The organism is Indibacter alkaliphilus LW1, assembly GCF_000295935.2.
GTDB lineage: Bacteria > Bacteroidota > Bacteroidia > Cytophagales > Cyclobacteriaceae > Indibacter > Indibacter alkaliphilus.
Genome location: NZ_ALWO02000037.1, coordinates 236264 through 250452, shown reverse-complemented (window position 1 = coordinate 250452; position 14189 = coordinate 236264). Strand labels below are relative to the sequence as shown.

Sequence of the window (14189 nt, the reverse complement as noted above, 5' to 3'; positions counted from 1 at the left end):
CATATGCCTATTAGATATTTATTGGTTTTTTCCATTCTTACCATTCTTTCATTGATCTATTACCGACTTGCTAAAGGCCTCCATATAGTAGATAAACCCAATTCCCGCTCTTCCCATCAAATCCCAACAGTTCGGGGTGGAGGTATTCTATTTCCAATCTCTATAGTTTTATGGTGGGTTTTGATGGATTTCCAAAATAGTCTGATGGTATCAGGTTTGGTATTGATATCAGGGGTTAGCTTTTGGGATGATATCAAAGGAATGTCCAGGAGGATCCGGATATTGGTTCAGCTAATTGCCATTGTACTGCTCTTTGCTGATTTGGGACTTTTTGGAGATTTGCCGATTTGGGCTTTCCCAATTCTTCTCGTCTTGACCTTGGGTATTTTAAATGCAGTTAATTTTATGGATGGGATCAATGGGATCACCGGACTTTATGCATTGGTTTTTTTGGGAACTGTTTTTCTTTTGGACAGGGTTTTTCCCAGCGTCAAAGAGAGTATGGTTTTGTATTTGGGCATTGCAGTTTTTGTATTTCTCTATTATAACCTGAGAAATGGCAGGGCTCTCATGTTTGCCGGGGATATAGGTAGTGTTTCTTTTGCATATATGATGGTGTATTTTATGTTAAAGATGTTTTTGGAAACCGGAAATTGGACTGTGATAATTTTGTTATTTGTCTATGGAGTCGATAGCATTGGAACCTTGGTGCAGCGAATCAAAAGAAAGGAAAATATCTTTGAGCCGCATAGGAAACATCTTTATCAGATTATGGCCAATCAAATGGCTTGGCCACACATTATTGTAGCTTTTATTTTTGCAGGTACGCAGTTCTTGATCAATTATTTGTTTGTGTTGCGGGACCAGCGTTTTCCTGAATCTTGGGTTATGCTTTGCCTGATGATTGCTGTAGCAGCATTGTATTTGTTGGGAAAAAGAAAATTAGAGGAGAAGTTTGAGGTTTAAGGGGAAGGAGATATAGCCAATTTTTTGAATTAGTTTGTCTACACATTTTGTATGATTGGTAAAGAGATGCATTATCGGACTGACTTATTAACCCTGAATAAATGTACTTAAACACAAAATAATAGTATTCTGTAATTTTTGAGTTGGCTTTTTAGGATATGGGCTATGCGTAAATATGAAGTATTCAACTCAATTTACCCATTTAATTTCTGAATGAATAGAATAAAATAATTAAGTTTGCACGGTTATTGTAAAAGTGGCTTTGCCAATACAACATCATTTATGAATAGATTTTATCAACTACTAGGGCTTATTTTGACTGTCCTGACGGCAGCCTCCTGCGTTTCCAACAAAAGAATTATTTATCTCCAAAATCTAGAAGGGAATGAGCCCATTCAGGAAGACGTAATGGTAACTTACGAACTCCCGGAATATAAACTCCAATATAATGATATCATTGATGTGGATGTTAAAACGGCTGAGGATATGATTCAGAGTGGTTTTAATGCCAAGTTTCAGGATGGAGCAAATAGAATGGTGGGGCAAATTGCACAAACAGGAGGCGATATTTATTACATGACAGGATACTCCGTTGATAAAAAGGGAAATATCAGATTACCGATAATTGGTGAGCTTAATGTGATGAATAAAACCTTGGAAGAAACACGAGAGGTGATTGAAGAAAAGCTGAGAGAATATGTAACGACTGAACTGTATGTAAGGGTAAAATTAGGAGGTATTCGTTTTTCCACACTTGGTGAGTTTAGGAGGCCCGGAAAGCATGTAGTCTTACAAGATAGGATGACCATTTTTGAAGCCATAGCCCAAGCAGGTGATCTGACACCGGTGGCCAAAAGGGATGAGGTACTGATTATTAGGCAATACCCTGAAGGATCTAAATTGCACAGAGTAAACCTGAATGACAGACAGTTGATTCAATCCCCCTTTTATTTTATTCAGCCCAATGATCAGATATACGCTGAACCTTTGAAAATCAGAGAAATCGGTGCAGGTGAAAATGCAGCCCAATCCATTGCTTTGATCATTTCATCAGTGACTGCCATTGCCTTAGTTTTGAATCTAGTGACTCGATAAAAAATATGCATACCCCCAACAATCCACAATATCCCCAACAGGGAGCCTCTTTTCAAGCTGTACAGGAAGATGAGATTGACCTGAAGGCCTTACTTTTTAATTACCTCAAATATTGGCCAATACTTGGTATTTGTATGTTTGCCGGGATTCTTATTGCTTTTTTGGTCAACAGGTACAGTACTCCGGTGTATAAAGTAGAGTCTTCAGTCATTGTAGTAGATGACAAGCCCACCTTAGGTGCAGACCTTTTTGAGGCTGGTGGCTTGTTGCAAGGCAAAAGTAATGTAGAGAATGAAATCGGCATCCTGAAATCCTACACTTTGGCAGAGGAAACCCTCAGTGAACTGAATCTGAACGTACTGTATTTCTCTGATGGGTTTATCAATCAACAGCAAATGTATGGCAATGTACCCGTTTTGATCGAGGTGGATTGGAGGCATCCTCAATTGGTGGGGGGGATGTTTAGAATTGAGGTTTTGGACAATGAAAAGTTTTCTCTGAGTATAGAAGATGATGGTTTTCAGGTTTACAATCCCGCAGATCCATTCTATAAGTCTAAGCTGACCCAAGATCCTTTTATCAAATCCATACAATATTTCGGAGAAGAGATTAAAGGAGATAATTACAAAATCAAGGTACAGAATATTTCCGCATTGGCAGGAGAGAAATTGTTGTTTCAACTGAAAGATTCCCCCAGTCTGGCTCTTCAATATAAAAATAACATTAGCATTAACCCCATCAACAAACAGGCATCTATTTTGACCTTGGGTTTGGAGACTCCTGTCAGAAGACTGGGAGAGGATTACCTGAACAAACTGATGGAGATGTACCTGGCTAGAGAACTGAAGGAGAAAAACAGGGCTGCTGAGAATACGATTCTCTTTATAGAAGAGCAATTGAGTGGGATTACGGATTCCTTGACTTATTTTGAAAATAGGTTAGAAAGATACAGGTCGGAAAACAGGATCTTTAATTTATCCCAGGAGGGATCTCAAATTTTTGAGCGTTTGCAGGAACTGGAAAAGGAGAAATCACAGAGTGAAATCAGCCTGAAATACTATCAGACCTTACAGACTTACCTGAGCAATGATCAATTGGATGACCTGGTCGCCCCATCCATTATAGGCGTTACAGATCCTTTGTTGAATGCTTTGGTGATCAACCTATCAGAATTGCAGGCAGAGCGGATCAGACTGACGGCCAATTTTTCGGAACAAACTCCAGCTGTAAGAGAGGTGAGGAGTAAAATACAAAACACCAAGAAAGCCTTGCAGGAGAATGTCAATTCTGCCATTAGAAATACCAACAACATGCTTTTTGAGCTGAATAACCGAATCCGGACGATTGAGCGGGAAATCAATACTTTACCTGAAACGGAGCGAAGGTTACTGGGTATTCAGAGGCAGTTTACCATCAATGAGAATATATATATCTACCTTTTGCAAAAAAGGGCAGAGGCTGAAATCACCAGGGCTTCCAATATGCCAAAGAACAGCATATTGGACAATGCAAGGGCCTTGCAAAACCCTATAGCTCCCAAGAAAACCCTCAATTTATTGATTGGCTTGATTTTGGGATTGATTTTGCCCATTGGGGTCATTACAGTAAGGGACTTTTTGAATACCAAAATTGAAGATCCTAAAGAGCTTGAAAACCAGTTGAAGGTACCTTTGATAGGAGTGATTGGCAGAAGTACGGGAGACGATGGTATTCCGGTTTTGAATAACCCAAGATCATCTGTTACGGAGGCATTCAGGAGTTTGAGGGCGGACCTTTCTTATTTGGCCGTCAACAAGCAAAAGACCTGTATACTTTTTACTTCCAGTATTTCCGGGGAAGGAAAAACCTTTATTTCCATCAATATGGCATCTGTTTTTTCTTTGATGGGAAAAAAGACAGTATTGGTTGGTTTGGATTTGAGGAAGCCAAAAATTGCAGAAGATTTCAGAATGATTAATGACAAGGGGATGAGTACTTGCTTAAGTACAGATATGCCCTGGCAATCCGTGGTGAAGCCTTCCGGATATGAGAATTTGGATGTGATTTTGTCCGGGCCTATCCCACCTAATCCTGCAGAATTGCTTTTGCAGGACAAGTTTGCTGTGATTATGGATGAGATCAAGGAGGCCTATGACATTGTCATCTTGGATTGTCCTCCTGTGGGATTGGTTTCAGAAACCAAAGAATTATTCAATTATGCAGATGTAAGTTTTTATGTTTTCCGTCAGGATTACTCTCAAAAAGGGAATATTCAAATTCTGAATAACCTGGTAGAAAAAGGAGGGGTGAAGAAGGTGTATGGTATTCTCAATGATGTGCATATTGACACCGGTTATGGTTATGGCTACGGTTATGGTTACGGCTATGGATACGGAGGCAATAGCTACGGATACCATGATGATGTACATGTGCCTTGGTGGAAAAGAGCCTTGAAGAGAAAATGATTAATTGTTTAATTGATGAACTGTTGAATTGATTGGCTTTTCCTTATGTTGAAGCTTTGTTAACCCTTGAGGATTTTGAAACCTCGAGGGTTTTATTTTTTCTCCCGCAGATATCGCAGATGACGCAGATTTCGACTAAAGTCGAAGGGAGATTGATCCTTGCGCTCTAAGGGATTTGCAATTCCGAAATAAAGATAAAATGGATTTGTAATCCGGAGTTTGAAGACGTAAAATAAGACATAAGACGCTAGACATATGACATGAAGTGGGATCAAGGCTATCCCTACTTCATTATTCCTGCCCGAAGCAGGCGGGCTATATTCAATGTTCATTATTCGATATTACCCATAAAGAAAAGTGACAACCATCTTTAGGCATCGTCAGCCTTTAACTCTTAACTTTTTACTCTTCACTACCTATTCTTCTCTTTTTGCCATAATTTAACCATTTTTGATAAAAAACGGCCAACGTTATTTAGGCAATGAAAACAATTAACTATTGACCAATACCCATTCAACAAAATCAGAAATGGAGCCAGTAAAGACACCAAGGATAGCAGAGAAATAGGATGTCTCTTTGCATTACCAATGTCAGAATGTAAGGACCCTCGTTCTGAACCTAGTGAAAGCCTGTCCCGCAGTATTGCGGGGAATCTCCTACTCTCAAGGGAAGGAGATCCTTCACCTCCGCGAGCTCCGGTTCAGGATGACGTACACCTATTTTTATTCCCATTCTTCCATTGACAGAAATGTACCTCACTCTGACGAAGGAAGAGTCTCTTGATAAATAAAGTAGGAGATTACTCGTTCGTTCCTCACTACCATTGACAGATGTGGAGGGATCGTCATTCTGAACGTAGTGAAGAATCTCCTACTCTCAAGGAAAGAGATCCCCCGCAATGCTGCGGGACAGGCTTTCACCTCCGCAAGCTCCGGATACCATTGACGTATTTTCGATAAATACAATTATTTATTGATTTTGTATAAATTTCATTACCGCTGTCTGTTCATCTAACTCTATAGCCAGCTTTTGGAAATATTTTCGCTTCTGTTCCATTAGCCGGTTTTTATAATCCTCTACACCCCGCTCTACAAAATCCTGGCCTTTGACCATTAGATTCCAATACTGTTCTGCCAGTTTTCTTGCTACCGCTTTGATTGCAATTCTTGCGCCTTTTCTTGCTCTTATTCTCCGCCCAAATTCTCCTAGAGCTATTCGCTTACTTTGAAGCAGCGATTGTGCTATTGTGCGGAATATTTGGCCTGCCTTTGGCTTTCCCTTCGATTTATTTTTACGTGTCTTGCCTGAATGGTTTTGTCCGGGAGACAGACCCAGCCAACTGGTAAAGTGTTTCTCGCTTTTCCATTTTGAAAGGTCGTTGCCTACCTCAGTGTACAATTGAAACCAAGTATAGGATGTAATTCCTGATAACTGGGTGGCATCTTTTCCTTCGAACAATAACCTGAGATGTCCTTCCAACCCTTCTATATCAGGCTTGTTATGTCTGACAGGTTTTGACTTCCTTTCTGGTTTTTCATTGGAAAGATCCTGATTTTGGTTCAATACTTCCTCTATTTTTTTATCACATGCCTTTATTTGTCCCTGATAGAACTGATAGGCTTCATAAGCTTGTCTTAAGCTGAACAACCCGGTTTCGGAGTAGTGTCCTTCCAAAGCCTTGAGGATATCTTCCGACTTGTTTTTGATCAGGCTCACGTGGCAATAGGACAATAGCACTTGAGGGTTTCGCTCACCTGCTAAAATAGCCTCAATAATAGCAAGACCACTTTTGCCATGAATCTGGCTCAGCACTTCGGGCAACCGAATATTCATCTCTATAAGGGCTTTCTGCATGTGATTGACATGCATGGCAGCACTTCTGATGTGATCTTCACGCAGACGCTGATAGTTCCTTAGGCTTTTAACCAAGCCTTCTGCCACAAAACAGCGGTTGAGCAATCCGAAGCTGTGAAGTTGGTTTATCCATTGGCAATCTTTTACATCGGTCTTTCTTCCTGGGACCTGTCTTGTCTGTCTGCCATCAACGAGCCAAACATCCAGCCCGGCTGCTTGAAGCATATCGTAAAGAATTACCCAATAACTACCTGTAGCTTCCATCGCAACAGTCTTGACTCCGTGGGAAAGTAGGTATGAAACAGCATCTCTGAAGTCCTGAGTAAAGGTCCCAAATGATACTACCTGTTCCCCTTCGATGCCGATATAGATATTGCGTGAACCAATATCAATGCCGGCTGAATGTAGATGAATCTTTTCCATACTCGCAACGAATTAGTTGTTAAGAATAAACTCTATGCCCATGGGATAACAGTCTAAAAGGCTACCATGCGGACAAGCAGATTGCTGTACCATACTTCTGTCTATCACTCACGGAACCATACTCAGGAACAGGCAAGTGCACTATACCGAGAGCGGCCAAACTGCACAGAGTTTCTCTAAATTTAATACGTCATTGCCTTTCTGTAAATGCAAAATTTTAAAATCTCAGGATGACGTACACCAACTGTCATATCCTTTCTGTAAATGCCAATTTTAATGACTCAGAATGACGAGTCTGCAGATGTCATTCCCTTTCTGTAAATGATAAATTTTAAAATCTCAGCATGACACAATGATGCATTCTTTATATGATGTTAGCTATTAACTTTTAACATTTTCAAAAACATATGCACCAAAAAAACGCCGTAAATCGTAAATCCTCATTCGTAAATGAGTTGATGATTCGACAAACTGATAAACTGGAAAAGACGTCGTCATTCGTAAATCGTAAATCGTAAATCGTAAATTCCAAATCGTCATTCATAAATCTCAAACGCTTTCCGTTCTTCATTTTTGCAACCGATTTCATAAAATTAAAGCAACGCTGGTCATAATGGAAGTGCAAACGTTTTCCATATTCATATAAAATCCATAATTTGGTAGTCTTAAAAAATTATTTCTTAAACCTATTAATCCTATTTTAACTCAAACCCAAAATTATGGCTAAGACTTATTTCCCGGGAATCGAAAAGATAAAATTTGAGGGCAAGGGCTCTAAGAACCCTTTTGCATTCAGGTATTACAACCCTGACCAAGTAGTGGCTGGAAAGCCCATGAAGGAGCATTTCAAATTTGCGATTGCTTACTGGCATACCTTCTGTGGAACCGGTGGAGATCCGTTTGGACCGGGTACTATGAACAGACCTTGGGATGAAAATGCCGATGCAGTACAGCGTGCTAAAGACAAAATGGATGCGGCTTTTGAATTTTTTACCAAAATCGGAGCAGAATATTATTGTTTCCACGATGTGGATCTGATAGATGAAGGTGCTACGCTGGAAGAATACGAAGAGCGTATGCAGATCATCACAGATTATGCACTTGAAAAGCAAAAAGCAACAGGTATCAAATTGCTTTGGGGTACGGCCAATGTATTCAGCAACCCGCGGTATATGAACGGTGCTTCCACCAATCCTGATTTTGACGTATTGGCATGGGCCGGTACCCAAGTGAAGAACTCTATTGATGCCACCATCAAGCTTGGAGGTGAAAATTATGTGTTCTGGGGCGGTAGAGAAGGCTACATGTCTTTGCTCAATACAGACATGAAAAGAGAAACTGAGCACCTGGCCAAATTCTTAACCATGGCGCGTGACTATGCCCGATCAAAAGGTTTCAAAGGGAATTTCCTGATCGAACCTAAGCCTATGGAGCCTACCAAGCATCAGTATGACTATGATGCCGCTACCGTTGTTGGATTCCTGAGACATCATGGTTTGGATAAAGATTTCAAACTGAATCTTGAAGTGAACCACGCCACATTGGCGGGCCATACTTTCCAGCACGAACTTCAGGTAGCTGTGGATGCCGGCATGTTGGGCAGCATAGATGCCAATAGAGGAGATTATCAGAATGGCTGGGATACCGATCAGTTTGCCATCAATATCCAAGAACTTACAGAATCCATGTTGGTCATTTTGGAAGGTGGAGGTATTCAAGGAGGAGGGGTCAACTTTGACGCCAAAGTGAGAAGGAATTCCACAGACCTTGAGGATCTTTTCCATGCCCATATCGGTAGTATGGATGCTTTTGCCAGAGGACTTTTGATTGCCAGTGAAATATTGGAAAAATCAGCCTACAAAGACCTGAGAAAAGAGCGCTATGCTTCTTTTGATTCCGGAAACGGAAAATCTTTTGAAGAAGGCAATTTGACTTTGGAGGATTTGAGAAACCATGCCAAGTCAGTAGGTGAGCCTAAGCAGAGAAGTGGCAGACAGGAGTTGTTCGAGAATATTTTGAATGATTATATTTGATAATATTCGGTCAACTTGCCAGGATTCATAGATTAAGATATTAATGGATACTAGTAGATATTGGATATTGGGGTTAAACATAATTTGAATGTTGGTTTCTTTGGAAAACTAATATTTCTTTAAAAAAGTAAGTATATCCTTTGGGTTTTCCCACTCAAACTCGTAGAATCTGAGTGATAAATATCCCAATATCAATTTGATATCTATGAATATCCCCTCAAGACAGAAAATATGATATTCATACGCAGTGATGCGGGAGAATAAATTAGAGGTTTCATTTAAACCTGCTTAGATCCAAGATTTGAGCAGGTTTTTTATTAAATTAGAAAATTAGTCGACTCTAGTTAATGCCAGAAAGACAATAAAATAAATGCCCCGGACTCCTCAGCAAACTATGGAACCAATTGTCAATAAACCAGAAGCATATTTAAATTTATTAAAGGATTTTACCATGGATCCCTGGGATTGGAATTCTCCCCTAATTCCGGCTATGGAATCAAAAAAGGAAGAATTAAGTCAAAAAAGAATTCAATTATCCCCAATATGGGAGAAATTCGTAAACAAACTCAGTACTTATGAATGTGTGTATGAAGTGAAAGAAACCTCGATTCAACACGGTTTCCATCTCTTAAGTACACAAATTAGACTGCAAGGGCCAGGATGTAAGGGGCTTGTATTTTTAGTAAGTATGCTTGGACTATATGGCGTTTTTTTTGTGGATTATGATAAACCAGCTCTGGTCCCTTTAGATGATGGTTATGGAAAAGGTTGGTTGAGTTATTACCCATACGATGAGGAAGGGGAGATTCTTTCTCGCAAAATCTTTAACGAGATTGGGATTCTTTTCCCTGATTTTTCCAAGTTCGATAATGCATATGCTTCCATTAAAGTGGGAAACATTTATTTGGGTAATTTTGAAAAGGAACTTGATTTGTTTAAGGCCATATTTACTACTAATACTATATTTCTATAGATATGTTACAATGTCTTTTAGTAAAACAAGGTTTTTAGGTTTTGAATAAGGTTAACTTTGATGAGTTTTTCTTAGTAAGACAATAAAATAATTGTATAAGACTCCCCAGCCGTATATGGAACCCATTGTCAATAAACCAGAAGCATATTTAAATTTATTAAAGGATTTTACCATGGATCCCTGGGATTGGAATTCTCCCTTAATTCCTGCTATGGAGAAGCAATATTCAAAACTGGGTAAAATGCGAAGCAGTTATTTACCAAAATGGGAGAAGTTTGCCGAAAAAATCAGAGCCTTTGAAGAGGTATATGAAGTTCGGGACTCTTCTTTTCAGCATGGAAATCATATACTGAGTGTGAAAGTGAGGATGGATGCTCCGGGTTGTCGGGGAGTAGTACTTTTGGTAAGTATGCTCGGGCTTTATGGCTTGTATTTTGCCGATTATGAAAAGCGGGCACTAGTTCCTTTAGAGGATGGTACCGGAAAAGGTTGGTATAGCTATTACCCTTATGATGAAGAGGGAGAGATTTTCGCAAGAAAGTTATTCCATGAAGTAGGAGAATTTTTTCCGCAGTATTCCAAATTTGATAATGCTTATGCATCAATACCTGTTAAGAATATTCACCTTGATCACTTTGAAAAGGAATTGGATCTTTTTACAGCAATTTTTACCAATAACATTTTTTTTCTTTAAAAATGAGAAAGAGTTAGCTTAATGGGTTTAAGTATGTCCGTATACTTAACATTAATCAATAGAAATTTGTGTTTTCATTTAAACCTCCTTAGATCCAAGATTTGAGCAGGTTTTTTTTATTCGCTGGAATAATTTATATTTAGTTATGAAATTACTGTATAAATTTTTCCTGGCATCTTTTTTAAGTGTATTCTGCACATACTCCTTTGGGCAAGTCAGCTTTGGCGAACGACTTGAGGTAAGCGGCGAATTTTCCATCCAGCCAGTGTGGTTAGACGTTTCTGAGGATTACTTTTTTGCATATCAGGTCAATAAAGGAATGGCGGATAAGGAGATGAAGTTGAAGATATTCACGGCGAATATGTCATTTGGGGATGAAAAGGTGGTAGACATTCCTCTCAAATGGAGTCATGTCCTCAAAAGAATAAAAGTATTTGGGGATACAGTGTATTTTTTATGTGAAAATACCGAGAGGTATTTGAATGAGAGATACCTGTTGATCTTAGATCTGAAAACCAAAGAATCAAAAGAAATTGACCTTAAGAATACAGTAGAAAGTCCAATCTCTGATTTTGAAATTTTAGATGACAGAATTCTTCTGTTGTCCTATGTTCAAAATAGGCTTATTGCCCAGGTCAAAGAAATGGCTACCGGGAAGGTTTATACGGTAGAGGATGTTTTTCAACCTGGGATGGTTGTTCAGGAAGTTTTTGGAGATGAATTGACAGGGGTTTTTAACCTGTTGATCAATTTCAGGACGAAAGACAGAAGCAAATCTTTTCTCATGTCCTCGATCAACAAGGAAGGTGTATTGCTCCGAAACCACTTGTTTGAAAACGAATCCAAAAACAGAGAGAACATTGACATGATCATTTCTAATGAAGGTCCTTTGAAATTTATTGCAGGAACTGTTGGGATGACGAATAAAGTTGGCTATAATGGTTTTTATGGAGGATACCTTGCCGATGGGAGTGACCCCTTTAACAATATTGTGGAGATCAATGACCTGGACGGATTCTTTGCTTTTGAAAAAGATGGAGGTGAAAAGAGCCGTAAAAGCTGGGAAAAGTCCAGGAACCCTTCTTTGAAAGGAGCTTTGGCTGCAAGGGAAATCATAAAAAATGATCACGGCTATCTTTTGTATTCAGATCATTTCTTGCCTGTGGGCAATTCATTTTATATCAAAGACGGTGTATATGACCGCAACTACTACCGTCTTAATCCCATGAAAAATCTTTCCATCGGAAGGAAGGGAGGAATGGATGACAGTTTTATAGATACGGATACAGGCCGTACTGTGAAAGTGGAACTTGGGGATCCGAAAATTTATTTTTCTTTTATTTCTTCTCATGTGGTACAGTTTGACAACAATGGAAATGTGTTATGGGATTATGCCGTTCCCCTGCCCAAAAAGTCTACTTTTGTCCCGCTCTCTTATGGCCAGATATTCTCAGGTAACAAGGATCATTTTATATATGAATTTGAAGGAAAGCTTTTCTATTCGTTAATTTCAGAAGGTGATTTTCAGGAAATTAACCAAGAAGTCAAAATCCTGAATCCTCAGAAAGGTGATAAAGTATTGAGTTTAAGAAACTCTGACTTAGAGGTCAAAGCATTAAATAATGGGTCATTTCTATTGACAGGAAGGCAACAAATAAGGTATGTGAAAGAGGATGGTCAAGCAGTTGATGAAAACAACTTTTTCTTTCAGGAATTGAAAGTGACTGATCTGTGATTCATTCCATAAAATGGCCATAATAGTCTTTAGGCAATCTTAGCAAGTAAATTAGCTTTGCCAAGCCAAAACTTTAGATGTTTATTTCTTTCCAGAATAGATCCATTCGTATTGTTGTGGAATAGTATATTTGGCTTTTACTACCATTGAGCAAAATAAAATTTGAATAAGGGGAATTGAACCTTAAATTGGGATTATAGAATATCCTTTTAAAAATCCAATAATAAAGGGGTGACTCTAGGAAAAAAATTCTCTTCTCAATAATCACTAAAAACCTTCCATAGCATGCGTAATGTCGCCTTTATTCTCCCTTTTTATTTTGCTTTGATCATGTTAAACTTTTCCTGTGAACAAAAGGAAGAAGAAAAAAAGCGACCCAATATCATTTTTATTATGTCTGATGACCATGCTTATCAGGCCATTTCTGCTTACGATGAGCGTTTGATACAGACTCCAAATATCGACAGGATTGCGAAAATGGGTATGTTGTTTACCAATGCTTCTGTAACCAATTCCATATGTGCTCCTTCTAGAGCGACCATTCTGACCGGGAAACATTCCCACCTCAATGGGAAAACAGACAACCATTTTCCATTTGACACGACCAATGTCACCTTTCCTCAGCTTTTTCAGGAGGCTGGCTATCAGACTGCCATGTTTGGAAAGCTGCATTTTGGAAATAACCCTAAGGGTTTTGATCAGTTCAAAATTCTCCCTGGACAAGGGTCTTATTACAACCCTGATTTCATCACCAAAAATGAAGGAAATATAAAAGTTGAAGGTTATGTGACGGATATCATCACTGACATGACATTGGATTGGTTACAGAATGAAAGGAAAGAAGAAGAACCATTTATGTTGATGTACCTGCATAAGGCGCCACATAGGGAATGGCTGCCTGCTGAAAGGCACATCGCAGAATTTACCCAGAAAGAATATCCTGAGCCTGTGACACTTTTTGATGATTATGTAGGTCGTGGTACTGCTGCCAAAGAGGCGGAGATGAATTTGCTTCATCACATGAACTGGGCAGGGGATTCCAAGGTGTATCCGAAAGTGATGGATGAATTGGGTATTCCTGACGCCTCTGGCTGGGACAAGGGAGCCTTCCAAAGGGAAGTTGGGCGAATGAATGAAACACAAAGGGCCAATTGGGATGAGGTATATGGTCCTGTAAACGAGGCCTTCAAAGCCGCCTATCCCAAGATGACCGAAGAGGAAAAAATGAAATGGAGGTACCAACGCTACTTGCAGGATTACCTGGGCACCATTGCCTCTGTGGATGAAAATGTGGGAAGAGTCCTGGATTATTTAGAAGCCAATGGATTGATGGAAAATACCATCATTGTCTATACTTCCGACCAGGGATTTTATTTGGGAGAACATGGTTGGTTCGATAAAAGATTTGTGTATGATGAATCCTTCAAAACTCCCTTGTTGGTGGCTTGGCCAGGAAAGGTTCAGGCAGGGAGCAAATCAGATGAAATGGTGCAAAACCTCGATTTCGCCCAGACATTTTTGGAAGCTGCAGGCATTGAAGCCCCTTCAGACATGCAGGGTGAGAGTTTGATTCCGCTTTTGACAGGGGAGTCGGACCAATGGACCCGGGATGCCGTTTATTACCATTACTATGAATACCCTTCTATTCATATGGTCAAGCGGCATTATGCCATTGTCACCAAGGAATACAAATTGATCCATTTTTATTTTGATGTGGATGAATGGGAGTTATATGACAGAATCAATGATCCAAATGAGCTCAAAAATGTATACGAGGACCCAGATTATGCTGGAATAAGAGAAAAGCTGCATGGGGAACTTGATGCCGTTAGAGAAAAATACGGGGATTCCTCTGAAATCAGTCAGCGCTTGTTGGAAGAATACCTCAGGCAATTTGAAATAAAAGGAGCGCAGGGATTCAAAGAATCACAATTGCAGGAGATTTTGAAGAAAAATACCTCACTTAAATAAA

The 14189-nt window shown here is 39.4% G+C and carries 9 protein-coding genes; 8 read left to right on the top strand and 1 reads right to left on the bottom strand.

The window, feature by feature from the left end; all coding sequences use genetic code 11:
• Positions 1-3 precede the first annotated feature (3 nt).
• The 3 genes from A33Q_RS13580 (at position 4) to A33Q_RS13570 (ending at position 4505) form a co-directional block, all read left to right on the top strand.
• Complete coding sequence (locus A33Q_RS13580; protein WP_009033400.1) at positions 4-966, top strand: MraY family glycosyltransferase; 963 nt, start codon at positions 4-6, stop codon at positions 964-966.
• A 282-nt stretch (positions 967-1248) separates the two neighbouring features.
• Positions 1249-2061, top strand: a complete 813-nt coding sequence (locus A33Q_RS13575; RefSeq protein WP_009033399.1) for a polysaccharide biosynthesis/export family protein — start codon at positions 1249-1251, stop codon at positions 2059-2061.
• Positions 2062-2066: 5 nt separating this feature from the next.
• The gene (locus tag A33Q_RS13570) at positions 2067-4505 is read left to right on the top strand and encodes a GumC family protein (RefSeq protein ID WP_009033398.1); all 2439 of its coding nucleotides are present in this window, start codon (positions 2067-2069) and stop codon (positions 4503-4505) included.
• Between the two features lie 969 nt (positions 4506-5474).
• Here the strand turns inward: A33Q_RS13570 and A33Q_RS13565 are convergent.
• Positions 5475-6782 carry an IS110 family RNA-guided transposase gene (locus tag A33Q_RS13565; protein ID WP_009033397.1) on the bottom strand — a complete coding sequence of 436 codons (1308 nt, stop codon included), beginning with the start codon at positions 6780-6782 and terminating at the stop codon, positions 5475-5477.
• Between the two features lie 719 nt (positions 6783-7501).
• On the opposite strand from A33Q_RS13565, the gene xylA reads away from it, so the two are divergent.
• The 5 genes from xylA (at position 7502) to A33Q_RS13540 (ending at position 14188) form a co-directional block, all read left to right on the top strand.
• Complete coding sequence (gene xylA, locus A33Q_RS13560) at positions 7502-8815, top strand: xylose isomerase (protein ID WP_009033396.1); 1314 nt, start codon at positions 7502-7504, stop codon at positions 8813-8815.
• Between the two features lie 394 nt (positions 8816-9209).
• Positions 9210-9788, top strand: a complete 579-nt coding sequence (locus tag A33Q_RS13555; RefSeq protein WP_152527413.1) for a hypothetical protein — start codon at positions 9210-9212, stop codon at positions 9786-9788.
• Positions 9789-9960: 172 nt separating this feature from the next.
• The gene (locus tag A33Q_RS13550; RefSeq protein WP_152527412.1) at positions 9961-10482 is read left to right on the top strand and encodes a hypothetical protein; all 522 of its coding nucleotides are present in this window, start codon (positions 9961-9963) and stop codon (positions 10480-10482) included.
• Between the two features lie 145 nt (positions 10483-10627).
• Entirely contained in the window at positions 10628-12217 is a 1590-nt protein-coding gene (locus A33Q_RS13545) for a hypothetical protein (RefSeq protein WP_009033393.1), read from the top strand.
• 330 nt (positions 12218-12547) lie between these two features.
• Positions 12548-14188, top strand: coding sequence for a sulfatase family protein (locus tag A33Q_RS13540; RefSeq protein ID WP_407635786.1), 1641 nt, complete (start codon positions 12548-12550; stop codon positions 14186-14188).
• Position 14189: the final 1 nt, after the last annotated feature.